General features: G+C 69.7%; 16 protein-coding genes. 11 read left to right on the top strand and 5 right to left on the bottom strand.

Annotated features, from left to right (window positions below; genetic code table 11):
* Window positions 1-2: 2 nt before the first annotated feature.
* From AS857_RS00670 to lepB, 3 genes are all read left to right on the top strand, one after another.
* On the top strand, window positions 3-827 hold the full coding sequence (locus AS857_RS00670; RefSeq protein WP_245699519.1) for a tRNA-dependent cyclodipeptide synthase: 825 nt from the start codon (window positions 3-5) through the stop codon (window positions 825-827).
* Window positions 828-860: 33 nt separating this feature from the next.
* Entirely contained in the window at window positions 861-2,414 is a 1,554-nt protein-coding gene (locus AS857_RS00665; protein ID WP_058041104.1) for an MFS transporter, read from the top strand.
* Between the two features lie 179 nt (window positions 2,415-2,593).
* Window positions 2,594-3,475 carry a signal peptidase I gene (gene lepB, locus AS857_RS00660; RefSeq protein WP_058041309.1) on the top strand — a complete coding sequence of 294 codons (882 nt, stop codon included), beginning with the start codon at window positions 2,594-2,596 and terminating at the stop codon, window positions 3,473-3,475.
* 83 nt (window positions 3,476-3,558) lie between these two features.
* Here lepB and AS857_RS00655 read toward each other — a convergent pair whose 3' ends face one another.
* On the bottom strand, window positions 3,559-4,164 hold the full coding sequence (locus AS857_RS00655; protein WP_058041103.1) for a GNAT family N-acetyltransferase: 606 nt from the start codon (window positions 4,162-4,164) through the stop codon (window positions 3,559-3,561).
* A 504-nt stretch (window positions 4,165-4,668) separates the two neighbouring features.
* Window positions 4,669-5,397 (bottom strand): DUF4097 family beta strand repeat-containing protein, encoded by a 729-nt coding sequence (locus AS857_RS00650; protein ID WP_058041102.1) that lies wholly within the window; start codon window positions 5,395-5,397, stop codon window positions 4,669-4,671.
* A 211-nt stretch (window positions 5,398-5,608) separates the two neighbouring features.
* Here AS857_RS00650 and AS857_RS00645 point away from each other — a divergent pair, with 211 nt between their 5' ends.
* The 3 genes from AS857_RS00645 to AS857_RS00635 all read left to right on the top strand — a co-directional run bounded on the left by AS857_RS00645 (window position 5,609) and on the right by AS857_RS00635 (window position 7,577).
* Window positions 5,609-6,451: an ATP-grasp domain-containing protein gene (locus AS857_RS00645; protein WP_079109955.1), complete on the top strand. Its 843-nt coding sequence runs from the start codon at window positions 5,609-5,611 to the stop codon at window positions 6,449-6,451.
* 43 nt (window positions 6,452-6,494) lie between these two features.
* Entirely contained in the window at window positions 6,495-6,695 is a 201-nt protein-coding gene (locus AS857_RS41785; RefSeq protein ID WP_058041101.1) for an SCO3870 family protein, read from the top strand.
* Window positions 6,696-7,175: 480 nt separating this feature from the next.
* Entirely contained in the window at window positions 7,176-7,577 is a 402-nt protein-coding gene (locus tag AS857_RS00635; RefSeq protein WP_058041100.1) for a hypothetical protein, read from the top strand.
* Between the two features lie 227 nt (window positions 7,578-7,804).
* On the opposite strand, the gene AS857_RS40800 is transcribed toward AS857_RS00635, so the two are convergent.
* Window positions 7,805-8,146: a hypothetical protein gene (locus tag AS857_RS40800; RefSeq protein WP_245699517.1), complete on the bottom strand. Its 342-nt coding sequence runs from the start codon at window positions 8,144-8,146 to the stop codon at window positions 7,805-7,807.
* Between the two features lie 428 nt (window positions 8,147-8,574).
* On the opposite strand from AS857_RS40800, the gene AS857_RS00625 reads away from it, so the two are divergent.
* Entirely contained in the window at window positions 8,575-9,681 is a 1,107-nt protein-coding gene (locus AS857_RS00625) for a serine hydrolase domain-containing protein (RefSeq protein ID WP_079109954.1), read from the top strand.
* A 55-nt stretch (window positions 9,682-9,736) separates the two neighbouring features.
* Here AS857_RS00625 and AS857_RS00620 read toward each other — a convergent pair whose 3' ends face one another.
* Window positions 9,737-10,465, bottom strand: a complete 729-nt coding sequence (locus AS857_RS00620) for a hypothetical protein (RefSeq protein ID WP_144440671.1) — start codon at window positions 10,463-10,465, stop codon at window positions 9,737-9,739.
* Window positions 10,466-10,893: 428 nt separating this feature from the next.
* On the opposite strand from AS857_RS00620, the gene AS857_RS00615 reads away from it, so the two are divergent.
* From AS857_RS00615 to AS857_RS00600, 4 genes are read left to right on the top strand one after another with little or no spacing between them, the layout of a single operon-like run.
* Window positions 10,894-15,732, top strand: a complete 4,839-nt coding sequence (locus AS857_RS00615) for a DUF6603 domain-containing protein (protein WP_058041097.1) — start codon at window positions 10,894-10,896, stop codon at window positions 15,730-15,732.
* Window positions 15,729-18,086 carry a hypothetical protein gene (locus AS857_RS00610; protein WP_058041096.1) on the top strand — a complete coding sequence of 786 codons (2,358 nt, stop codon included), beginning with the start codon at window positions 15,729-15,731 and terminating at the stop codon, window positions 18,084-18,086. Before AS857_RS00615 ends, AS857_RS00610 begins: the two co-directional genes overlap by 4 nt.
* Complete coding sequence (locus AS857_RS00605; RefSeq protein ID WP_058041095.1) at window positions 18,079-21,717, top strand: hypothetical protein; 3,639 nt, start codon at window positions 18,079-18,081, stop codon at window positions 21,715-21,717. The genes AS857_RS00610 and AS857_RS00605 overlap by 8 nt, the downstream gene beginning before the upstream one ends.
* Window positions 21,718-21,764: 47 nt before the next feature.
* Window positions 21,765-23,150: a hypothetical protein gene (locus tag AS857_RS00600; protein WP_058041094.1), complete on the top strand. Its 1,386-nt coding sequence runs from the start codon at window positions 21,765-21,767 to the stop codon at window positions 23,148-23,150.
* A 192-nt stretch (window positions 23,151-23,342) separates the two neighbouring features.
* On the opposite strand, the gene AS857_RS00595 is transcribed toward AS857_RS00600, so the two are convergent.
* A complete protein-coding gene (locus AS857_RS00595; protein WP_058041093.1) occupies window positions 23,343-24,062 on the bottom strand; it encodes a response regulator transcription factor in 720 nt (239 codons plus the stop codon).
* Window positions 24,063-24,110: the final 48 nt, after the last annotated feature.

Genomic DNA, 24,110 nt, shown 5'->3' with positions numbered 1-24,110 from the left:
CGGTGAACAACAACGTCACAAGCATCGGCCATGACATCAACGAATTCGTCGGTGCCGACGGCTCCGACGACACGGCCGGCATCAACGGTCTCAGTGGACAGAGCCGCACAGGCCTCGTCCAGCACTCCTATGTCCTCGACGGTCGCAGCAAGGCGAGTTTCGGGGAGAGGGGCAAGTCGCTCTCTCTCGCCGGGAAACGGGCCGTCCTGCTGGTGAGCGTCGGCCAGCGCTATCACGAGGGCGACAAACTCCGCGCCACGGTGGAACTCATCCGACGCGGCGGGTTTCAGCAGCTGACGATTGCCGTGGCTGATACTCTGCAGCGCACCAACTATCTCGGGCTTTCCCGGCAGGACGCTTACGACCGCGCACTCAGGGCGGGGGACGAGTGGCTGCAGCGCAACGAGAAAACGCTCGCGCGGATCTCCGCGATCAGCGATGTCCTCCGCTGGGACGAGGCACTGCGCGATCCGGTCTACCCGCAGTTCCGGAAGCACGTCGAGGACGCCTACGAGCACGACCCGCGCTACCGGCAGGCCCTGCTCCGCACCGTCGGAAAGTTCCTCGACCGTCTCACGGCACGCGATCCGGAAGCGGATGTCGCCGCGGCGTCCCGGAATTGCCTGTCCTACCTCATCGAGGAATGCCCCGTCATCATGCCGACCTGGGCGCACCGCGGATACGACTATGTGATTTACCCGCAGCCCATGACGGTGGCCATGGCGGAGACTCGCCGGCTGTTCGTCGAAGACGCATATCCCGGCAAGGCGGAATGGCTCCCCCTGAAGTTCAAGAAACGGGCCGCCACCGCCCAGGACATCATCTAGCCGCCCTTCGACCCGGTGTAGGGGAAAATCACCGTGACAGCATCGACCGACCGCAAGTGGTGGGCATTCACCGGTGTCAGCCTCATCAGCTTCCTCGGCTGCATCGACCTCACCATCGTCAATACCGCCGCCCCACAGATCCAGGCCGATCTCGGCGCCTCCGTGACCGACCTCCAGCTCATCGTCAACATGTTCATCGTCGCCCTGTCGATGTTCATGGTGACGATGGGGCGGCTGGCTGACACCTACGGCCGGCGTCGCGTCCTCTACACCGGAACCGTCGTCTTCGCCCTGGCCTCCCTCGGCGCCGGACTCGCCCCGGACACCGGCTGGCTCATCGCCTTCCGGTTCCTCCAAGGCGCCGCGGGAGCCGTCCTCTACACCTCCACGGGCGCCATCGTCCAGAACGCCTTCCCCCGGTCGCAGCGAGGCCGTGCCATCGGCGCCCTCTACGGTGTCAACGGCTTGGGCCTGGCCGTCGGCCCGCTGCTCGGCGGCGTCATCGTGTCCTCCGTCGGCTGGCACTGGGTGTTCTGGCTGAACGTCCCCCTCATCGCCGTCGCCCTGGTCCTGTGCTCCTTCAGCGTCAAGGAGTCCCGCGACCAGGACGCCCCCGGCCTGGACTGGCCCGGGCTCGTGCTGATCAGCCTGGGCATCCCCGCCGTGGTCCTCGCCTTCACCCTCGGCGACCACTGGGGCTGGTCCAGCGCCCGCACCCTGGGCCTGCTGGCCTTCGCCACGGCCTCGCTCGTCGCCTTCCACGCCGTCGAACGCCGCGCGGCCACCCCCATCATCGACTTCCGGCTCTTCCGCCACCGCGCCTTCCTCGGCGCCATCGTCTCCGACTTCGCCCTGGCCTGCTTCTACGCCACGGTGCTGTTCCTGCTGCCCCTCTACCTCAGCGGCGTACGGGGCTACGACGGTTACGCCACCGGAGCGCTACTGCTGTCGTGCACCGCCGTCATGGCAGCGCTCTCCCCCGGCGTCGGCCGGCTGACCGACCGCTACGGCCCAAGGAAGCTCCTGGCCGCCGGCTTCGCCGCGTTCACGGTCTCGGCCCTGATGCTCGCCCGGATCGCCCCTGACAGCTCCATCGGATACCTCGCCCTCGCGCTGGTGGCCATGGGCCTCGGCTGGGCGTTCATCCTCGGCCCCGCCACCGTCTCCGCGCTGTCCGCCGTGCCCGAGCGGCAGGCGGGACTCGCCGTCGGATCCTCCTGGACCTTCCACAACCTCGGCGGAGCCATCGGACTGGCGGCCGCCATCAACCTCTACCGCCTTCAGGGCGAACGCACGCTGAACGCCGAACTGGCCGAACACCACGCCCCCACCGGCCCCTGGACGCAAGCCGTGGTCGGCGAACCGGAGCACGCCACGGCGCTGCTCCGGCAGCACACCTCCCTCAGCGCACCGGAGATCGGCGAGGTCTACGGCCAGGTCTTCTCCCAGGGCATGCAGACCGCGATGTGGATGGTGGCCGGCACCTCGCTGGCCGCCCTCGCCGTCCTCGGCCTGCTCGGTCTGTCGGCACGCCGGTCCACGGCCGCCGCCTGCGAGGTGGCGGCCGACAACGAACTGGCCCGGTAAGGATCCGGCGGGCGCGCGGGAGGGCCGGGGAGCGGATTCCGCGGACGGCCGCCGTCACTCCCCTTCGCATAAGGTGACATCACCGGAACATCCCGCTCGACCAGGGGTGCCGGGACCCGCACCGCGGACGGAGCGGGCGGTGGCCGGAGCGAGGAGGGGACGTGGGGAACGTGGGGGACGTGGGGGACGTGGCGGTCGGCACTCAGCCGGAACAGGACGGCCCGGGTGAGGGGCCCGAGGAGTCGGCGGGAAAGACGAGAAGGTGGAGGAGAACCGGAAGGTCCGCGAAGGCGCAGCGGTCGTTCTGGAAGGAACTTCCGCTGCTCATCGTGGTCACGCTGGTGCTGGCGCTGCTGATCAAGACGTTCCTGGTGCAGGCGTTCTCGATCCCCTCGAACTCCATGCAGAACACCCTGCAACCGGGTGACCGGGTCCTGGTCGACAAGCTGACCCGGTGGTTCGGCTCGAAGCCCGAGCGCGGCGAGGTCGTCGTCTTCCACGACCCGGGAAACTGGATGGAGGGCCATCCGACGCCCGAGCCCAACGTGGTGCAGAAGGCGCTGGGCTTCATCGGGCTGGTTCCGTCCGCCGACGAGAAGGACCTCATCAAGCGGGTCGTGGGCGTCGCCGGTGACACCGTCGAGTGCAAGGGCGCCGGCCCGCTGAAGGTCAACGGCAAGCCGCTGGACGAGCCCTACGTCTTCCCCGGCAACACCCCGTGCGGCATGAATCCGGAAGTCCAATTCAAGGTCACGGTGCCCAAGGACCGGCTGTGGGTGATGGGCGACCACCGGCAGGACTCGCAGGACTCCCGCTACCACCAGGACGAGGACGGGGGCTTCGTCCCCGTGGACGACGTGGTGGGCCGCGCCATCGTCATCGCCTGGCCCGTCGGCCGCTGGGACACCCTCCCCGTCCCCGCCACCTTCGACCAGAAGGGCATCGGCAAGGCGGCCGTCGCCGCCCCCACCGCGGTGGCCTTCGCCGGCGCCGTCCCCCTGGTACTGGTGCGCCGGCGCCTGCTCTCCCGCCGCAAGGCCGACGGCACGACACGGAACTGACCTACCCGCCGAGGCGCTCCACCGAGGCCGGCCCCGAGGCCGGCCCGTCGACTGGACCAGCAGCCCCTCGGCCAGGTCCGGGCCTACCGGTCAGCGTCCCCGCGGGCCTCCCGCCACATCGACCAGAGCGTCGGGCCGCCTCCGGGGACGTGGATCTCGTCCCGCACGGTGAACCCGAACCGCTCGTAGAAGCCGATGTTGGACTGCTTCGACGATTCGAGGTGGGCCGGCAGTCCGGCCGCGTCCGCCTTGGCCAGGCCCGAACGCAGCAGGGCGGCGCCGTGGCCGCTGCCCTGGGCCGCCGGGTCGGCGCCGAGCACCGCCAGGTACCAGTGCGGTTCCCGTGGGGCCGCCTCGCCGACCAGTTCCAGCATTTCTCCCAGCCGGGCCACGTGCTCGCCCAGCAGCCCGTTGATACGGGCCAGCGTCTCCTCGTCCGGGTGCTGCTCGGCCGTGCCGGGCGGGGTCCAGAAGGCCGCTGCCGCGTCGGTGCGTTCACAGTGACCGAGAGGGCCGTACTTGTGCGTGAGCATGACGTCGAACCACTGGGCGAGGCGGCCCTCACGCCCTTCTTCGTCGGGGAAGAGCCACAGCATCATCGGGTCGTCCGCGAAGGAGCGGGCCAGGATGCGTGTGATCTCAGGAGCGTCGCCGCTCTCGATCGGCTTGGGTGTGTTCAGTGACTGCATGCGGCCAACGTAGGTTCCAAGATCCTTCCAGCACATCGGTCGTTCTACCGATCCCCCACGGCTGACGGACGGCAACAGCTGTGGTCCGCCCTCAGTCACGGCAGGCGGCCGTCGCGACCCGGACGAACGGCGGGATCAGCGGGTTCGTGTCACTGCCCAGGGCGCGGGGACACTCGCCTCGGCGGCCAACATCTCGGCCTTCAACGTGGGCAATGCCGCAGGACCCCTGCTTGCCGGCTGGGCTCTCGCCGCCGGAGGCGGCCATGTCGCCGCCTTGTGGATCGCCGCACTGCTGGGAGTCGTCGGCCTCCTCATGCCCTACACACCCAGCAGCACGAAGTCAGCGTGACCAGCTCGGCGTTTCGGGCCTTCTGACGCTCGATCCAGGCACCCCTGGAGCACCTCTGCGGCTTGCCCGGGCGGCGCCGTCGAGCTCCCGCCCGGGCACCTGCACTCGTACGCGTAGGCCCGGCCGTCATCCGCCGGTCCGTGTCAGGCTGCTCGTCAGGAGCGTTTGACGGTGATGGCGCCGCTGCCGGTGGTCAGGTCGATCCGGTGCGTGCCGGACGGGTCGTCGGTGACGGCGATGTCCTTGCCTCCGCTGTCGCTCTTGGCGGCTACCCGGTACCTCCCGTCAGGCATGGTGAGAGTGACGGCGCCGCTGCCGGCTTCCGCCCGGACGTCCTGGGGTGAGGACACGGCCAGGTCGATGGCTCCGCTGGAGGTTGCGGCGGCGATGGGCCCGCTTCCGAGCCCCCGTCCGGTGATCGCGCCGCTGGAGGCTTGCACCTCGACCGCCCCGTCGACGTCCCTGAGATCGATGGCGCCGGAGCCGGTCTTCACCTTCACTGCGCCGGTCCTGGACAAATCGATCGCGCCGCTGGAGGTCTCACCGGTCACCGGGATGCCTGCCGGCAGGTCGACCGTGTAGGCCACCGAGCAGTCGTCACTGCAGCCACGGAGCACCAGGACTCCGTTCTCAACGCGGTGTGTCACACCGTCCGGGCGGTCTCCTCCGTATTCCACGTAACGGTGCAGGCGCACCTCGGCAGTGCCTTCCTTGCCGCGCAGGGTGACCCCGCCGGAGCCGCTCTCCAGTCGCACGGAGGTGATCTTCTGCGACAGCGTGGTGTCGTCCTCGAAGTTCTTCCTGGCCAGTCCGCACGCGCTGATCCCGCTGATGGCAATTCCGGCCGTCACGACGGCAGTGAGCAGACGAAGGCGCGTACGCATGGACTATCACCATTCTTGAGAGGTCGTCAGGAGAACCCACTGGGGGACGCCGAGAGAGCCTATGCGCCGGGGTCGGAGTACGGCCATGGGGTAAACCCCCGGGATCTTGGCCTGTTCCTTATGGCCTGATCTCGAACGGTGACCCGAACGCGGAGTCACTCGGCGGGGAGTCCGAACAGGCATGACGAGCGATGAGACATGATCCTCTGCCATGAGAACCATGCTCTTCCCCCCTCGACTGACCGCCTCCGCCGAGTCGGTCCGCGAGGCGGCCCACCGACGCGGCCTGCGAACCACGCAGTTCACGTCACTCACACTGCCCGACGGCCGACGCGGCGCCGAGCACCTGCACGCGGGCCCGCGTTTCGCGGATGTTGTGGCACCGGCTTACGGCATCGCGCCGCTCGAAGCACCACGCGACTGGCTGGCCGGGCTCCCATGGGAGCTCACCCGACGCGATGTACGGATCATGCCGATCGCCGAGGCCTACGCCCTCCGGCGGCCGGTATTCGTCAAGTCCCCGAACGACAAAGAGATACAGGCGATGGTCTATGCCGACGGATCACGTCTGCCCGGGCCGGACGCCGTGGATCGGGATACGCCGGTGCTGGTCAGCGACACGGTGAAGTTCACAGCCGAATACCGGCTCCACTGCCTCGACGGGAAAGTGCACACAGGGAGCCGGTACGCCGAGGGAGGACGAATGGCGCTGGGACCGCTGTCGGACGCGGCGAGGGCCTTCGGCGACGACGTGCTCGCCGAGGCCGGCACAGCGCTGCCCTCCGCCATCGTCGTCGATGTGGGCATGGTCGACGGGTACTGGGCAGTGGTCGAGGCCAATGCGGCGTGGGCCAGCGGGCTCTACACCGCCTCTCCGGACCGGGCTCTCGACGTGATCCTGCGCGCCGCCGGACCTCTCGGCGACGTCGCGCCCCGCGACCGGCAGTTCATCCGTACACCTGAGCCCCGGGGGCGCGGGGACGCTGTCACTGCGGAAGAACTGCGGGCGCTCTTCGCCCGGATGCCCGGCATCCAGAGGCCAGCGCACACGTAGGGTGGGTGGTGACCAGGTCGTTTCACCGTTGGGAGGACATGGAATGAAACAGGTCCCATTTGGCGCCCTGTCGGCTGGGCTCGCAGTACTCGGGACTGCACTTGTATCCTTCGCGTTTCAGTTGCGCGCAGACGGCTACGAGCAGTACGTCCAGGACGTGGCTTATGTGGCCGGCACGGCATACTTCACCGCAATCATGACTGTGGTGACGTGGGTCCGTGCTCGCCGGCGGCCGTTGAGCTGAGTCGTTCGGTCATGGCGCACGCGCCATGACGAGGTCTGTCTGGTGGGTCCTGTCACTCGACTCACCGGACACGCCCTCAAACCGGCCCACGTCAGCGCGGTCGCGGACACGCGATGCGCGAGCTGAGTCGGGCCGGGCCGGGCCGGCGTTCCCGGAGACGGACACCGCCCTACCAGGGCTCCGAGTTCCCTCCTCCCTTGTCCGTTCACCAGACTCTGGTCTTCCTGGGGGTCTCCCTTCCCCGGGGCACAGTTCTCACCAAAGGGTAGGAATCCGTACGGCCCCTGAGAAGAGCGACCGCTCTCCGCCGGTCCGCTTCTCCAATACGAAAAGAGCTCGGGGTCACATTGCCGGCGGTTTCCCGGGAGCGCCGGGTCGCCCCGCCCGAGGAGGGACCGGCTCTCTCCTCTGAATTGGCGTCAACAGCCCCTGCTCCACTAGACTTTGCGCACACACCAGCAAAAAGGAGTGGCGCCATCCATGGGCACCAAATTCATTGAGGTAGACGAATCCCACAAGGGTCAGCCCGGCGTGGAAGAAGGGGTAAAGACGATCGAGGTCGGTGGTCAGACGATCACGACGCCGATTTTCGTCCAGCGGATCGACTTCGACGACCTCGCCCCCGAGGTGACCGACAATCTGACCACGGTCAAGTTCGCCGTAACGGTGACCGAGGAAATGGAGGACCTGACGGGGGAGGTGGACGATGACGGTTCCCCGATGACGGAAATCAAGGAAATCCAGGTGCCCAAGTGGCTCGAGGTTGACCTGGGGCCCGAATCCCTCAAGCAGTACGAGGAGGTAATGGCCCCCTTCTACGCCGCCGCCCGCGAAACCGAGGCACCGATCGTGCCCGCGCCCCGCAAGCGCCGGAAGAAGTGATCTTGCGCCCCTCTCCTGTCTCCAGGAGAGGGGCTTCGTTGTATGAGGCCATGTGTGCGTCGTGCCGCAGCGTCGGCTTCGCACGGGGGAATCGGCCGGCCTCCGGTGAAAGTGTCCGCAGCCCCTGTATACGCCGAGACCGCACGCCAGGATGGCGTGCGGTCGGCGATCATCGCTCGGTCATGCGGGATGGGCCGCCGTGGCGAGCGTGTTCCACTGAAGGGGGATCAGTAGAACATGAACGTCGGGCGGAGGCCGTTGGCGTGCTCCTGGGTGATGAGCTCGCCGGCGCCGATTCCCGCGCCGTTGGCCGCGTTGGCCACGTCGTACGGCGAGCCGTAGTTGCCCATCCAGTGCCAGGTCTTGACGGCGACCTTCGCGTTGGTGCACTTCCTGAGCGCGATGCCTTCCTCAGCGGTGAGCACGGCGTCCTTGGCCGGCGTGTCGCAAACCGCTCGCGGGACCTTGGGCGTGTTCGGCTGCGGGCCGTCCGCGGCCGCCGCCGGGGCTGCCAGGCCGATCAGCAGGGCTATGGGGGCTGCTGCGAGGGCGTAGGTTCGACGGTTCATGGTGACCTCCATGAGGGGATCAGATGTTCGACAGAGCGGACACCTGGACCCACGACCCTACGGTGGCCTGGTCGCCCTCGCACATCGAGTACGCCGTTCGGGTGACGGCCGCCATGTTGAGCGGCCGAAAGGGTCGACCCCAGCGGCACCCGCCGTGCCAGGCAGCGTCGGTGCGGGACGGAGCCGGTCGTCCGGCCCCGTCCGCGGTCCCGTCCCGTCGGTCGGCACCGGGGGGGTAGCCCCACCTCGGCCTGGGCGGGTAGCAGGATCGTCCCAGGTGGTTGCATCCGGAAATGTTGGGCCCGGCACATATCCAGCACATGGATCGCTGGTTTCCCGATGTCTTCCGTAGGAGTTGGCTCGTGCGTGAGCAGGCGTGGCAGAGGTTTCGTTCGTCCGGGCAGCGGCGGGGTGGCCGGCGTAGAGCCGTGCCGGCCGCGGTCGCGGTGGTCGTCGGCGCCATGGCGGTAGGTGCCCTGGTGCCGCCCGCGGCGTCTGCCACCGCCAAGCCGGACACCGTTCAGCAGGGCCTGAACGCGCTGGTGCGCTCCGACGCCCTGCCCGCCGCGCTGGCGAGCGTCCAGGACCGTGAAGGCCGCACCCGTACCTACACCGCAGGGGTCGGCGACCTGGCCACCGGTTCGAAGGTGCCCCGGGACGGACAGGTGCGGATCGGCAGCAACACCAAGACGTTCACCGCCGTCGTCGTACTGCAACTGGTCGGTGAGGGGAAGATCCGCCTCGACGCACCGGTCGACACCTACCTGCCGGACCTCGTCCGCGGGGAGGACATCGACGGATCCCGCATCACCGTCCGCCAGCTCCTGCAGCACACCAGCGGGCTTCCCAACTATGTCCAGTACCTCGGCGACGATGTCCGGCATTACGAGCCTCGCGACCTCCTCGACATCGCCCTCCAGCACAAGGCCCGCTTCGATCCCGGGAAGAAGTGGGAGTACAGCAACACCAACTACGTGCTGGCCGGCCTGATCGTCCAGAAGGTCACGCGCCGCCCTCTCGCCGAGGAGATCGACCAGCGCATCATCAAGCGCATCGGGCTGCGCCACACCTACTTCCCGGCCCCCGGTGACGCGACCATCCGCGAACCGCACCCCAAGGGCTACTACCAGGAATCAGCAGGGGCGCCTTTGCGCGACGGCACGGAACTGGACCCCTCCTGGGGCTGGGCGGCAGGGCAGATGATCTCCACCAACTCCGATCTCAACCGGTTCTACACCGCGCTCCTCGGCGGCCGCCTCCTCCCGGAGGCCCAGCTCGCCCAAATGCGCACCACCGTCCCCGCCGGAGAACCGTTCGCCTCCGGCGCCCGCTACGGACTGGGGCTCGTCAGCACGCCGCTGTCGTGCCGCCCCGGCGTGTACTGGGGCCACGGCGGCAGCACCACGGGATACGAGACCCGGGGCGGCGCCACCGACGACGGCCGCGCTGCCAACGTCGCGGTGACCTTGCAGCCGACCGACAAGGAAGCCATGAAGCGCGTGGAAAGCCTCGTGGACACGGCCCTGTGCCGCTGAACCGGAGGGGCCCGCAGGGACAGGGCCCGCCCGGACCGCGTTCGCAGCGAAGCGCTCAGGCGTTCTCGATCCAGTTGGAAGTGACGTCACAGATCAGGTAGGGGATGCGGATGTTGCACGGGCCGCACGAGTGCGCCGTCCATGAGCAGGTCGCGCCCTTCCCGTGCCACTCACGTGAGGCAGTCGTGTTCTCGGGGCCCACGTAGTACTGCTCGCTCATGCGGACGTAGTCCACCTCGCCCTCGCCCTGCTTTCCGGATTGCGCAACGCGGTTTCCCAGTTCGAGCAGCAGTTTGACGGCCGCGCAGGTCTGGCCGATACGCGGTATTTCCACGCCGTTCGCCGTCAAGGGGATGTCCACCTGCTTCCCCTTGACGGTCTTCCATTCCCCCCTCCACTTCAGCGGATTGTGCTCGACGCTGGGGACATCCGGGTTTGCGACTCGCCAGGCACCCTTGTGGTAGGTGATCTCCTTGAGGTATGGGCCGACATCGATGAGCCCGCTGCTGCAAGCCGCAAGGTAGTACTCGGTTCCGCCTATTCGCGCTTCCAGCACTCCGAGCATGACGGCAGCATCCGGGGCCAGCTTCTTGTCCGCCTGCATCGCGTGGTATATCTCGCCGACGGCGTCCCTCAGTTGCTTGCTGTCGACAAGTTCCGGAACGCTGTGTCGCGGTTTGCTCCCGCTTCTCACATGACCGCAGCGGGGGCACGTGTCGGACGCGTATCCGCCGTGCCGGAGATTCGCTTCCCGATTCGGGATCCGGGGCTTTGTTTTTGCCATGTCCACCCTCCGTCAGTTTTCCGTGGCGCGGGGAAAATAGCACGTGGCGGCCCGGCCACCGGGCGCGCACCGAAGCGCAGCGACTACTTTTGGACGTGATCACGTAACGCTCGGTCGCGACGCCACCACCCCGCGAAGGTCATCCCCGGGTCCGCTTTCGGCCCACCCGGTCGCGATCCACCGCAGGTCGCAGCAGCTTTCCGGCAGGCATTGGTGACAGCTCGTCACACATATCGACAAAACGGTCAACAGTTGGATTTCACCGTGGAATCCGACGAAAGCTCCGCGTCCTCCCGCGCACCACCTGGCTTGATCATCGCCGCTCCGGATTCGGCCGTTGATAGTGTGCGCCCGAATTTCACATCCACATACTCACGGCGGCCCGTGCCCGGCGCGGCCAATCGGTCAGGGAGGAATGCGTTGTGGCGATGACCGTCGGCGAACTCAAGGAATGGCTTAAAAGCCTTTCGCCTCCCACCCCGGAACTGGCGCTGCCCGACGGGCTCCCGGACGAGTTAGGGGACCTCAAGGGCGCGGTGAACCTCGACGCCCTTTCGAAGTGGTTCACCATGGGGACCACCCTCACCGAGATGGTCCCGGACCCGAACAATCTCTGCGTCACCGGAATCATCACCAAGGAAACCCCGAACCTCTCCCTCTGGTTCTTCAGTGATGACGAGGCGAACCCCGACGACGCCCCCGTCACCGGTGTCCAGATCGGGCTCTCGCTGAAGAAGCACGCCGTGATGTCCGTCCTCGGCACCCTGGGTCTGCAGGACGTCCTGCTCGTCTACGAAATCCGCATCGTGGACGGTGCTGCGGTCCGCGAGCTCTACGCACAGGCTGCGCTCGCCGCCGGCGGCGGGGATCCGCTCCTCATCACCTGCGCCCTCGACTTCGCAGCGGACCGGACCAGCTACGCATTCGTCGTGGAGCCCGAGGCCGGAAGGGAATGGCACGTCGCCGAGGCGCTCTTCGGACTGTTCGGCGTCACCCCGCCGCCCGTCCTGAAGGGCATCGCCCTGCATCGCCTCATGCTGGCCTACGACCGGGGCCAGGACTTCAAGGGATTCCGGATCGAGGTGGACGCCGGGTTCCCGCTGGGCGACGCCACGGCCGACCTCGACGTCAAGGCGACCCTGTCCAAGTCCGGCGACAGCCAGACGTACGACCAGGAATACGAGGGGACCCTGGTCCTGGCCGTTCCCGCTCCCGCTCCCGCTCCCGCTCCCGCTCCCGCTCCCGCTCCGGACAACGACGTCCGCACGCTCACGTTCGCCGTCAAGGACGCCCAGCACGCCGAGTTCAGCGCGAGCTGCGAGGACTCCAAGGGCGTGACCTTCACCGACGTCGCGGCCCTGCTGGGCGTGGCGGAACCGCCGGCGTTCCTGGCCGGTCTGGCCGTCACCGGCCTCACGGTCGGATATGCGTCCGCCCGCAGGTCCATCGTGTTCGCCGCGAAGGAGAAGGACGGCGGCTCGCTCGTCGTCGTGTCGGACCGGCCCACCGGCGGCACCCGCGCGTGGGCCCTGCGCGTCGGCGTCGGGCTGGACGCCAGGCTCTCGGGCGTGCCCTTGCTCCACGGGCAGATACCCGAAGGCCAGGACCTCGGCGTGTGCGGGCTGGGCGTCCTGCTCACCTCCGACCCACTGGACACCGCCCGCGTCCGCGAGCTCAACAAGGCGCTCGCGGCGAGCGACGGCACGCTGCCGCTGCTGCCCACCGACGGCCTGGGCAAGGGTCTGGCCTTCACGGTCGACCTCCAGTTGCCCGGCCACTCGGAGACGACATCGGTCGTCGTCCGTGGCAACAGCAAGAAGCCCAAGGCCCCGGGTCCGGCCCCGGCCCTCGGCACGGCCACGGCCCCCGCCCAGGCTCCCGCACGGCCGCAGGTGATCACGCAGGACGGCACCCCCGTCACCGAGAACACCGAGGACACGCAGAACGCAGCGGCCGCCCCCGCCGGGCTCCCCCTCGTCGCCTGGGTCAAGGTCCAGCGCAACGTCGGCCCGCTGAACCTGAGCCGCGTCGGCGTGGGCCTCGCCGGCGACACCGTGTGGGTGCTCTTCGACGCCACGCTCGGCATGGCCGGCCTCAGCGTCGGTGTCGACGGTCTGGGGATGGGGATCCGCCTGTCCAAGCCCGTGCAGTCGGAGTTCCGGCTGGACGGGCTGAGCGTCGGCTACTCCCGCCCGCCGCTGGCGATCAAGGGAGCCCTGGTCAACCGGACCAGTGACAAGTACAACCCGTTGGTCGAGGGTGCGCTGGCCGTTTCGGCGGAGGAGTTCGGCCTCACGGCGCTGGGCGCGTACGCACGGCCCACGGCGCACCCCGATCAGCCGTCCTTCTTCCTGTTCGGCAAGGTGAACGGCGAGTTCGGCGGCCCGCCGCCCGTGCAGATCACCGGCATCATGGCCGGCTTCGGGCTCAACACCGACCTGCGGCTGCCCGAGGGCGACGAGGTACTGAACTTCCCGTTCCTCGCGGACATGTCGTCCCCGGAGACCGACCCACTGAAGGTCCTGAGCAACCTGATGGACGGTCAGGACGGCCAGGTCCCCTGGGTACGATCCGCATCCGGGCAGTTGTGGTTCGCAGCCGGACTCGAGTTCAAGGTCTTCGAATTCCTCGACGGCCAGGCGCTGCTGGTGCTGGAGGTCGGTGACGACTTCGCCGTCGCCGTGCTCGGCACGGCGGAGGCGCGCTTCCCCAAGGACCAGTCCCTGCCCGCGTACGCCCGGGTGCGACTGGGGCTGTCCGCCAAGTACCGCGCCAGTGAAGGCGTGCTGAAGCTGACCGCCCAGCTCGCACCCGGCTCGTTCCTCCTCGACGAGGCGTGCGTGCTCACCGGCGGATTCGCGCTGTACACCTGGTTCGACGGCCCGAACTCCGGCGACTTCGTCCTCACGCTGGGCGGCTACTACCCCCACTACCCCGTGCCCGCCTACTACCCGCAGGTGCCGCGGCTGGGCTTCAACTGGCCGGTCACCTCGGAGCTGACCATCAGCGGCGGCTCGTACTTCGCGCTCACCCCCGGCGCGATCATGGCCGGTGGCGCGCTGGACGTGAACTTCCGCTCCGGCGACCTGCACGCCTGGCTGACGGCCCACGCCCACATCCTCATCGAGTGGGCCCCGTTCCACTTCGATGCCGGGATCGACGTGAGCATCGGCGTCAGCTACGTGCTCGACCTGTGGCTGGTGCGCGAGACGATCAGCGTCGAGGTCGGCGCGTCCCTGCACCTCTGGGGACCGCCGACGGGCGGTGAGGTCACCGTCCACCTCTGGTTCATCTCCTTCACGATCGGCTTCGGTGACGGCAGCGCGGGCGACGACAAGGCCGCGCTGTGGCCGGACGTCGTCAAGCAGCTCCCCGCGCCCGGGGATGCCGTCCGGCTCGTGCCCATGGACGGCCTGATACCGCAGGAGTCCAAGGACGAGGTGGGGCTGTGGACCGTCGGCACCGGTGTTTTCTCCTTCGCGGTCCGCACGGCCGTCCCGGTCGGCACGCTGTACCTCGGCGAGGACAAGCAGCACAAGGTCGAGGGCACGGACGTCAACATCCGCCCGCTGCACGGCGGCGGCGAGAAGCTGGACTCGACGCTCACCGTCGCCCTCGTCGGCAGGAACGCAGGCGCCCAGGACCTGAGCCAGTGGACCGGCACGAGAAACACGGCGAGCCTGCCTGCCGCGCTGTGGGGCCCGTACGACGGCAAACTGAACATCGGCAGCAAGCAGCGCGTCGACGACCAGCTGACGGGCATCGACCTGCGGCTGCCCCCGCCCACGCAGGGCAGCACTCCGGGGCCGATCAAGGCAGGGACGATCGCGCACGACGACCGCACGCCCAACGGCAAGCTGCCGCTGGTGAAGCCGACCACCGCAAAGGCCGCCATCGCGGAATCCGCCCCCTCAGAGTCCGGCGTCGCGCAGTCCGGCGTCGCGCAGCTCGGGCCTGCCCAGCTCAAGCCCGCGCAGCCGGTTGCCGTGGAGCTCGTCGCCGAAAGCGCGCCGGCTCCGGCGGCCCACGCGCGCGTGGGTGCCGTCACCGGCGGCCGGACCGGCGCACTGGTCGACCAGTCCCGCGACCGGCTCTTCGCCGCGATGGACTACCTGGGCGTGAGCCCCGGCCCCGGCGCCAACGAACGGCTCACGGCCACCGACGGCCTCGTGGCCGGCGACGTCACGGCGCAGCCCGCGCCCCCGGTACCCGGCCCGCCGACCGCGAGCGAGCGGCTGTACGTGCTGGGTGCGGGGGCGACCGTGACGCCCGTCGACGCGCAGGGCCTGACGGTGTACGAGCCGATCACGCTGGCGAACCCGGGCCCGGCCCACCTCGCCGTCAGCCCGGACGGCAGCCGCCTGTCCACCGCCTCCCCTGGACGAGAGCACTTCGACGCCTTCGACATCTCCGCCAACCCACCCGGGAAGGCAGTCGACCTGAAGCCCGGCTCGCTCTCGGTTCCGACGCATGCCAAGGGCATGGCCTTCTCGCCGGACCACGCGTGGGCGTACGTCACCTACGCGCAGCCGGATCAGATGCTGATCCTCGACTTCCAGGGCGGCACACCGACCTCGGGCCATACCTACGGCATTCTGACAGCGGACTGGAGGACGGCCGAGCCCGCCGACGTGGTCACCGCCCTGCCCTGGGACAAGTCGGTCTACATTGCGCTGCCGGAGGAAGACTGCGTCGTGAAGGTGGACGTCAGCAGTCTGGTCAACCCCACCGCGAAGGCGTACCTGCCGGCAGGCCCCTCCCCCACGCGCCTCGCCGCGGACCCCAAGGGCCGCTGGGTGTACGCACTCAACCCGGGCAGGTCCACGGTGACCGTCATCGACGTCACCGCCAAGGCGGTCGCCGCCACCTTGCGCACGGGCACCGCCCCGAGCGCGCTCGTCGCTTCCGCCGATGGCAAGCGGCTGTACGTGGCGAACGCCGTGACCGGCACCGTCTCGGTCTTCGACACGTCCGGCGACCTGCCGCGGGAAGCCGCCGAGCCCGTGTGGGTGGGCGCGCGGCCCATCGCGCTCGCGGTGTCCGCCGCCGGTGACCGGCTGTACGTCGCCCGGGCGAAGGGCCCGGAGGACCGGGAGGCCCTGCCGCTCCACGTCGTGGACGTCGTGTCGGACCCGCCGGTCCTGCTCCCCGTCACCGTCCCCCTCAAGGACGACCCGGTGGCGCTCGCCGTCACCGTACCGCCGACGGTCACCGACACCCCGGCGGTTCCCAGCGTCACCCGAATCACCGAAGGCGGTGCGGCATGAGCCCCTCCGAATACGCCCTGGATCCCGACCCGTCGCTGAACGTGCAGTTCGTCGACTCGCTGGTGCCCAAGCTCACCGCCGGGCGCTACACCCTCACCGCGCACCAGTCCCTCACCAAGGGCGGCAACCGGGTCGACACGGACAACTACCTGGACACCCCGGTGACCCAGGAGGTGGAGGTCCGCGCGCCGCGCTTCACCGTGCAGCCGGAGTGGATCCACGGCGCGTACCCGACGCCGGGCGCCAGCGGCCTGTACGACGACGTGCTGCCGCACGTCACGCTCGACCGCGCGACCCTGCCGTGGGAACGGGACGAGGCGACGGCCCAGGATGGCACGCGCCTGCCGTGGCTGGCCCTCCTCGTCTTCGGCGAGGGCGAGCTGCCCGGCACCGACCCGCACTGCCTCGGGCAGACCGATGCGCGGACGGTGGCCGACCTGACCGGCACCGAGGACGGCGTCCTCCTGCCCCCGTTCGACCAGCACGCGGACCCGATCACTGACGACGACAAGCAGAAGGCGTGCCGCACCCTCCTGGTGCCCAGGACCGTATTCCGCGCCGTCGCCCCCACCCAGGGCGAACTGCCCCTCCTGACCCACGTGCGCCGGGTCAACGAACAGCACCAGCGTGCCGCGCTGGGCGACGACCTGAACCAGGTGGGCGACTACGCGGTCGTGGTCGGCAACCGGCTGCCCCGCGCCACGGGCGGCCGCTACGTCGCACACCTCGTCTCCCTGGAGGGCTGGCTGCCGTATCTGCCCGGCGGCGCCAAGGAGACGGAGGGCCCCGAGCAGGCGGTGCGGCTGATCTCGCTGTGGTCGTGGGCGTTCGAGACGATCCCCGACCACGCACCCGGATTCGCCGCGCTCACCGAGCACTTCGTGGACGGCGAGGGCGAGGACGGCTCCGCGCTGCTGCTGCGCGTACCGCTGCCCGACCGGCCGCTGTCCGGGTCCGACCAGCAGGAGGTCACCGACCGGCTCGGCCGGGGCTATCTGCCGGTCTCGTGCCGCACCGAGTCCGGGCGCTCCACCTTCGGCTGGTACCGGGGCCCGCTGATCCCCCGGCCGGCCGAGCCGCAGTCCGATCGCCAACGCCGTCGCTGCGCAGCCGAGGCGCTGATCCACCTGGAGCAGTACGGGGTCTACGACGTCAGCCTCGCGACCGCGTTCACCGCGGGCCGGGGCGTCGCCCTGGCCGACCACCAGTTCGGCGCGGCGCTGCTGCGCCTGCGCGGCAAGGTGCAACAGGCGGCGGAGAAGAAGGGCCGCGAGGCGACCACCGGGGCGCGGGCGCGCATCGAGCACCTGGTGGCGAACGGCCTCGCCGGTCACCTCGGTGAGGTCCTCACCGCGCCGGCCCGCGCCCGGCAGGACGTCGCCGCCCTCGCACGGCGCCCCGCCGTCACCCCCGCGCCGGCTGCGACCACGCTGCCCGCCACCGCCGGCCTCACCGTGGAGCGCCTGCGCGCCGACGCGGAGCTGCACGCACGGCTCACCTCGGCGGACAAGCCCCTGGTGGACGCGGACGACGACGACCTCGCTCTCGTCCGGGACCGGCTGCTCGGCCTGCGGAACCTCACGGGCGTGCCGTTCGCGCACCTCGTGCCCGACACGCGGATGCTGCCCTCGGAAAGCCTGCGCTTCTTCTACGTCGACCCCGGCTGGACCGCGACGCTGCTCGACGGCGCGCTGAGCGTGGGACTCGCCCACACCCGCGACCTCACCTCGGACGAGCTGGTCTTCGGGCCCAAGGGCCTGGCCCCGCTGCCGCCGTTCACCGCGCCCGTCACGGGTCTCCTGCTGCGTTCGCAGCTCGTCAGCGGCTGGCCCGCGCTGGAGGTCCGCCCGTACGCGAACCCTGGGGCGACCGACGGTGAAACGATCCTGCCGATCCTGCGCCGCGAGGCGCTCGCCGACGACGTCCTCCTCGTCCTCGTCGAGGGTGTGCCGGGCCGGGTCGAGATCGCCGAGCCGCAGCAGGGCGTCCACTTCGGCATCGACGAGCCGGACAACGACGACGAAACCGATCCGGTCAAGGACGGCATCATCCGGCTGCGGGCCCTCTCGGGGGACGACCTCGGGAAGGAACTGGACCCGAAGCGGTATCCCTTCCCGGCGACGCCCGGGCTCGGCGACTACCTGCGCGCTCCTGGCACCCCCGCCGACCCCGACGCCGTGCTGAACGTCGCGAAACTCGCCGACGGGCTGGGGAAGGCCCTGGGCATCAAGGACCGGCCGCTGACCCCCGCCGAGTTCGCCATCCAGATGATCAACGCCGCGCAGCGCCGCACCTTCACCACCGCTGCCCAAGAGCAGAACCTCACCACGACAGGAGACCACCCCAATGGCTGACCGCGACGACACCCTCATCGTCCCGGTGAACGTGGACGCCCTGGTGGTCAACCAAGACCTGCGCCAGCGCGACGGCCAGGGCTTCCGCCGCTGGCGGCCCAACTTCAATCTGCTGCGGCACAGTCTCAGCCCCGAGGTGGCCCCGTTCACCGACGAGGACCAGTGGAACGCCACCAAGGAGGGCGAGAGCGACGACGCCTACAAGAAGTACGACGGCGTCCACGTGCGCTGGGAGCTGCCCGACGCGCTGCGCCAGGGCGGCGCGCGCACCCCGGGCGGGCGTACGGAGTTCCCGCTCGTCCCCAACCGCTGGCTCGTCGTCCGGCAGGTGCAGGGCAGGGACGACCTGACCACCGGCTGGGTGGTGGAGAGCGACTACCTGGACCCCGAGGACGGCACGTCGCGCTTCATCCACCCCGTCAGGCCGAACGCCGGAGACCCGGCGAACACGCCGTACCGCTCGACGATCATCACCACGCAGATCGGCAAGAAGCAGCCCATCGGCGCAGACGGCACCGCGTGGAGCGAACCCACCGACGCCTCGCGCAAGGAACTGTTCCTCACCGCGGTCGGCCCCGGCATCATGACCTTCCACGTCTACCAGCCGTACCACGAGAACGTCTTCTCCCTGCACGACCCGCTGACCGGTGTCGACACCGCCACCGTGAACTACCAGGTCGTGGGCTGGTACTCGGACCCCGCGCAGGAGGAGCTGCGCCGTCGCCTCGACGTCACGGGCGCGACGGCCGGCTCCGTACTGGCCGGGCTCGGCTGGACGGTCGCCGACCTGCCGGAGAAGTGGACGCCCGGCAGCACGGCCTACTGCGGCCGCGCGGTCCAGGTGCAGTGGGACCGCAGCGGCACCGCCCCGGACTCCGACCGCCCGCAGAAGGCGGACGTCCGCGACCGGATCGCCGTCGGGAGCAGCGCGGACGAGGCGCACGCCGCACTGGTCGCCAAGGCCCGCGCGGCCCTGCCCGAAGGTTCCGGCAACGCCATCGACCACACCACCGACCCGGCCCTGCTCCACGCCCTCGCCGGTGGTTTCCTGAACACCCTCGACGAGCCCGACGGCGACGTCGTGACGGCTCAGGCCATGCACAAGGGCTGGTTCCAGCAGCTGCCGGGCGGCTACGTATGGCGGCTCGCCGACACCAACGGCAAGGGCAACGCCTCCGGTGACCCGAAGTCGGTCACGTGGTCCGGTGTGACGCCCGAGCAGGAGGCATGGCTGGCGGAGCTCAACGGCCACCAGAACGCGTACGACGAGGCCGAGCGTGAACTCACCGCGCTCCAGCAGCGCTTGTACGCCCTGTGGTGGATGCACAGCCTGCCGCTCATCCCGCCGCAGTACAGCCGCGACCGGCTGCGCGCCGAGATCGACCCGTCGAACGAGGACGGCCTCGCCGCCCGGGTGGCCGCCGCACAGGACGACCTCCGCAACAAGAAGCAGAAGGACATCACCGACTGCATCAACGGCCACCCGCTGCCCGACGGCTACGAGCTGCGCAAGGAGACGCTTCCGCCGTTCTACCAGGCCACCGACCCGACAGTGGTCCTGGCCGGGGCGAAGAGCCACACCGCGCACAAGCCGCTGGCGGGCGACGGTTCGCCCCTCCCCTGCCGTATGCCGTCGCAGATCGTCGGCGACGGGCGTGCGAACCCCTTCGCCCCGCTCACGACGGGTAGTGGGCTGCCGTCGGTCGTGCCGGCCCTGCTGATCGAGTTCGCGTGCGTGATCGACCCGAAGAACGCGGGGAAGTACACGCCCGACATCGCCCCGGCCCCCTGGCGGCAGCCGTGGAAGCCGCTGCTGTTCCAGTGGCGGGTCGACCACTGGCAGGTGCCCTACGGCGACCTGAACGACCCGAACTGGACGTTCGACGGCAGCCACTACCAGTGGACGAAGGGCTCGGCCGCCGCCAACGCCATCGAGGTGACCGGGCGCCGCTTCCTCGTACCGCTGCCGCAGCACACGATGAGCGGCGGGCTCGAGCGCCATGCCGCCGACCACCCCGACGCGGAGACGGCGGAGGCGCTCACCGCGGCGGCGGCCCAGATCAAGGACCTGGACCTGCTCTCGCAGCGGCTGGACGGACTCACGGACGCCTTCGCCCTGCGCGACCCGGCGCCCGGCGTCAGTCCTCCCGGCAGGATCGGTGAGCTCATCGGTGACGCGTTCCGCCACCTGCCCGATCCAGGCAAGCTGCCCGAGCCGTTCAAGGGCTGGCAGGACTCCGGCTTCACCCAGATCCGGGCCGGGCAGTTCGAACTGCGCAGGCTGAGCATCGTCGACGAGTTCGGCCAGAGCCTCGACGTCCTGCTGCCCGGCGACGCCGACAACTTCGTCCCGAAGGTGGGCGACAGCCTGCACACCAACGGGAAGACCGTCGAGCCCACGAACCCGGGGCGGTTCGTCCAGCTGCCGCCACGCCTGCTCCAGGCAGCCCGGCTGCGCTTCGACTTCGTCGCCGAGCACGACGACGCACAGCTCGTCGACCTGACCGCGAACACCACACCGGTGGGCGCGTGGATCGTCCCCAACTACGTCGACCGCTCGCTGCTGTGCTACGCACCGACCGGCGAGCCGCTCGGCGAACTGCGCGTCGAACTCCGCGAGGACGGCGGCGGCAACGTGACGACCGCGCTCGGCTGGGGTCCCCTGCCGGACTCCCGGGTGCGCACGATCGACGACCTGCGGGACTCGCGGCCACAGCTCCACGCGTTCGCCCGCGAGCTGGCCGCGAAGGGCCCGGACGCCTTCGCGGACCTGCTGGACACCGTCGACCAGGCGCTCGCCGGCATCGACCCGGGCAACCCGTACGGCGACGAGGTGCTCGGCGCGCTCCTCGGGCGTCCGCTCGCCCTGGTCCGCGTCCGACTCGGCTTCGAGCTGGACGGCCTTCCCGTCGCTGATGCGGGCTGGCAGTACGCGCTGGACTGGAGGACCCAGGCCGCATGGGGCACGCGCCCGGACGGGAAGCCCACGCCCCCGGAGATGGCCCACCTCGACTACCGGTGGCCGGTCCGGCTCGGCAACGCCGGGCAGAAGGGCGACGGCCTGATCGGCTACTTCTCCGAGGGCGACTACGGGACGTTCTACGCGGTGGCCAAGCCGGAGACGCGCACCACCTATGTGGCGGAGTCCGACACCAACCGGCCCCGGCTCCGGGCGGACTCCACGCAGCAGACGCACCTCACGCTGCTGCTCGACCCGCAGGCCACCGTCCACGCCACCACGGACGTCCTCCCGGTGACGAAGCTCCAGCTCCCGTCGCGCTTCACGCGGACGGCCATGGCCGCGATGCAGGTGGCGCTGCGGCTCAGCCCGGTGCTCACCACGACGCGGAAGGTCCCGGCCAAGGACGTGGGCGCTGACGCCGGCGCCGGCGCCGGCGGTGCATCGGCCGGTTTCGTCAACGCCCTCGCCATGCCCCACCCCACCTCCCCGCAGGGCACGTGGGACTGGGCCGAACTGGTCGTCCCCGACGTACCCGCCGGAGCCGACCCTGCAGCGCAGTGGGCCCATGAGCCGATCGTGCAGATCGACCAGACGGCCCGGCTGGACGAAGACGGCCCGACCGTACGCACCGGCTTCCTGCGCCTGACCGGCGGCTTCGACACCAAGTGACTCCGCAGCACCAGCACCCGCACCCCATCCCGAAAGGAGCCGACTCCGTGAGCGAGCCGGACGCCCCTCTGCTGGACTACGCCATCATCAGCGAACCGTTCCCGCTGTACGCGGCGACCGGTACCGACGACCCTGCCACGGCCCTGCACCTCGTGGTCTCCAACGGCGGCGGCGACACCGTCTACTGCCGGGAAATCGTCTTCTCCCTGCCGGAGGGCGATCTCGCCCAGAGCCTGGTCGAGGCCGACGCGGGTGACGGACAGGCGCCGGACTGGACCGTGACGCGCATCGAGCCGGGCACGCAGACCATCCTGCCGCCGGGTGACTACGCCCACTTCGTGGCCAAGCCGAACAAGGCCGATTCGGCCGTCGACGTCTCCGGCATCACCATCACGCTGGAGAACCTGAAGATCAGCTCCCGTCCCGGCACGGCCCGGATCGAAATCCGCGAAGTCGCCACCACGAGCACGGACAAGTGGCCCGACAGCCCGCGCTTCACCAAGCTGGCGCTCACCAAGTTCCCGGCGCCGAAGATCCCGGTCATGGCGGTCTCCGACTTCACGGCGGACAACTTGGAGGTCGAGGCCGGCACCACGGTCCACCTCACGTGGAACGGCCCGACGACGCTCCAGTACAAGGTCACGTACGGCGGCAACACGTACCCCGCCGACAAGCGCGAGTACAGCGCGACGATCGACCGCGACACGACCTTCCAGCTCTCGTACATCACCCCCGACAAGACCACGCACTACCAAACGACCACGGTCACGGTGAAGAACCCGAAGGTCACGGGGCTGGAGGTGGACGGCAATGCGACGGTGACCGGTTCCACCGACGTTCAGGGGCTGACGGCCGTCAAGGGCATCACCGCGAAGGACACCGTCACGGTGGACAAGATCCTGGCCTCGAACGGCACGCTCACAGTGGACAGTGGCATCGCTGTGACTGGCGCCGCCGGGCTGCAGGCACTCACGGTGAACGGCGAACTCGACGCGAAGCAGGCCCTTGTGGTGGACGGGGCACTTCACGCCAAGGGTGCGTTCACTGCTTCCGGAACAGTCGACCTCTTCAACGGGGCGTACTTGAAGGCGCGGGACTATCTGGGAGGCAACCAGCAGTGGACCTACACGGCACCGACCGACGGATTCATGGTCGTCTGGCTCGAGAGCCTGACCTCCGAGGCCGACGCCAACGTCAAGGAGAACACCGCCTACTGGGAAGCTGACATCAGCGTGTCGGGTGGCGCCTCGTACTCGGTATCGATCCCGCAGGCCTATTACCGGCCTGGTGCCCCAGCAAAGAATTCAGCCACGGCGCCAGTACATAAGGGAGAAACCATAACAGTGAATATTTACGCCCCCAAGGTCGGCAACGGGTCGGGCTATTATCACGTGTATTGGATCCCCCTGGGCGGCAGCGGTCAGGACATCTGAGGGCTACGCCACTGGCTTCCGGGCGCGCCCTCAGCGCTTCAGCACCGATTGCTGGGGGCGCGCCAAAGCGGAAGGCTTCCGACGTCACCTGTCCCCCGCCGGCCTCGCCCGCCCCGCGCCCCTCCGCGAGGGCCACGGTCAGGCCGTCGTGGGCACGGATCGCGAGTTCGGTGGAGTCGTCGGCCGACCGCCTCAGCCGGTGACCCCGGGTACCACCAGACCGGACTCGTACGCGATCACCACCGCGTGGGTCCGGTTCTGCGCGCCGAGCTTGGTCAGGACGTTCCCGACGTGCGTCTTCGCCGTCTCCAGGCTCACCGTGAGCGACTCCGCGATCTCCGGGTTGGACATGCCGGTGGCCATCAGCCGCAGCACCTCCTCCTCGCGCCCCGTCAGCGCCGCCTTCGGCAACGCCTCGGCGGAGGCCAGCGGGCGGGGGGTGACCATCCGGCGCAGTGCCGCCGGGAAGAGGATCGCCTCCCCGGCCGCCACCACCCGCACCGCCTCCGCGATCTGCCGGACCGGAAGCCGCTTGAGTACGAACCCGCTGGCCCCCGCGCTGAGCGCGGCGGTGACGTAGTCGTCGTTCTCGAAGGTGGTGATCACCACGACCTTCGGCGGTTCGGCCATGGTCGGCTCGGCCAGCAACTGCCGGGTGGCCTCGATCCCGTTGCGACGCGGCATCCGTACGTCCATCAGGACCACGTCCGGCCGCAGCCGCCGCACCTGCTCGACCGCTTCGACGCCGTCGCCGGCCTCCCCGACCACCGCGATCCCGGGCTGCGCGGCAAGCAACGTGCACAGACCGCTGCGGGTCACCTCGTCGTCGTCCGCGATCAGGAGTGTGACGGGGGTGCCGGCAGGGCCGGTGGTGGCGGGGCAGGTGCCAGTGCCGGTTCCGGTGCCGGTCATGACGGCTCCGCGCGCGTCAGGGCTGGTTGCGAGGGCTGTGCTCGCATC

The organism is Streptomyces roseifaciens (assembly GCF_001445655.1).
Classification (GTDB): Bacteria; Actinomycetota; Actinomycetes; order Streptomycetales; family Streptomycetaceae; genus Streptomyces; species Streptomyces aureoversilis.
This window is presented reverse-complemented; position numbering and strand designations above follow the sequence as displayed.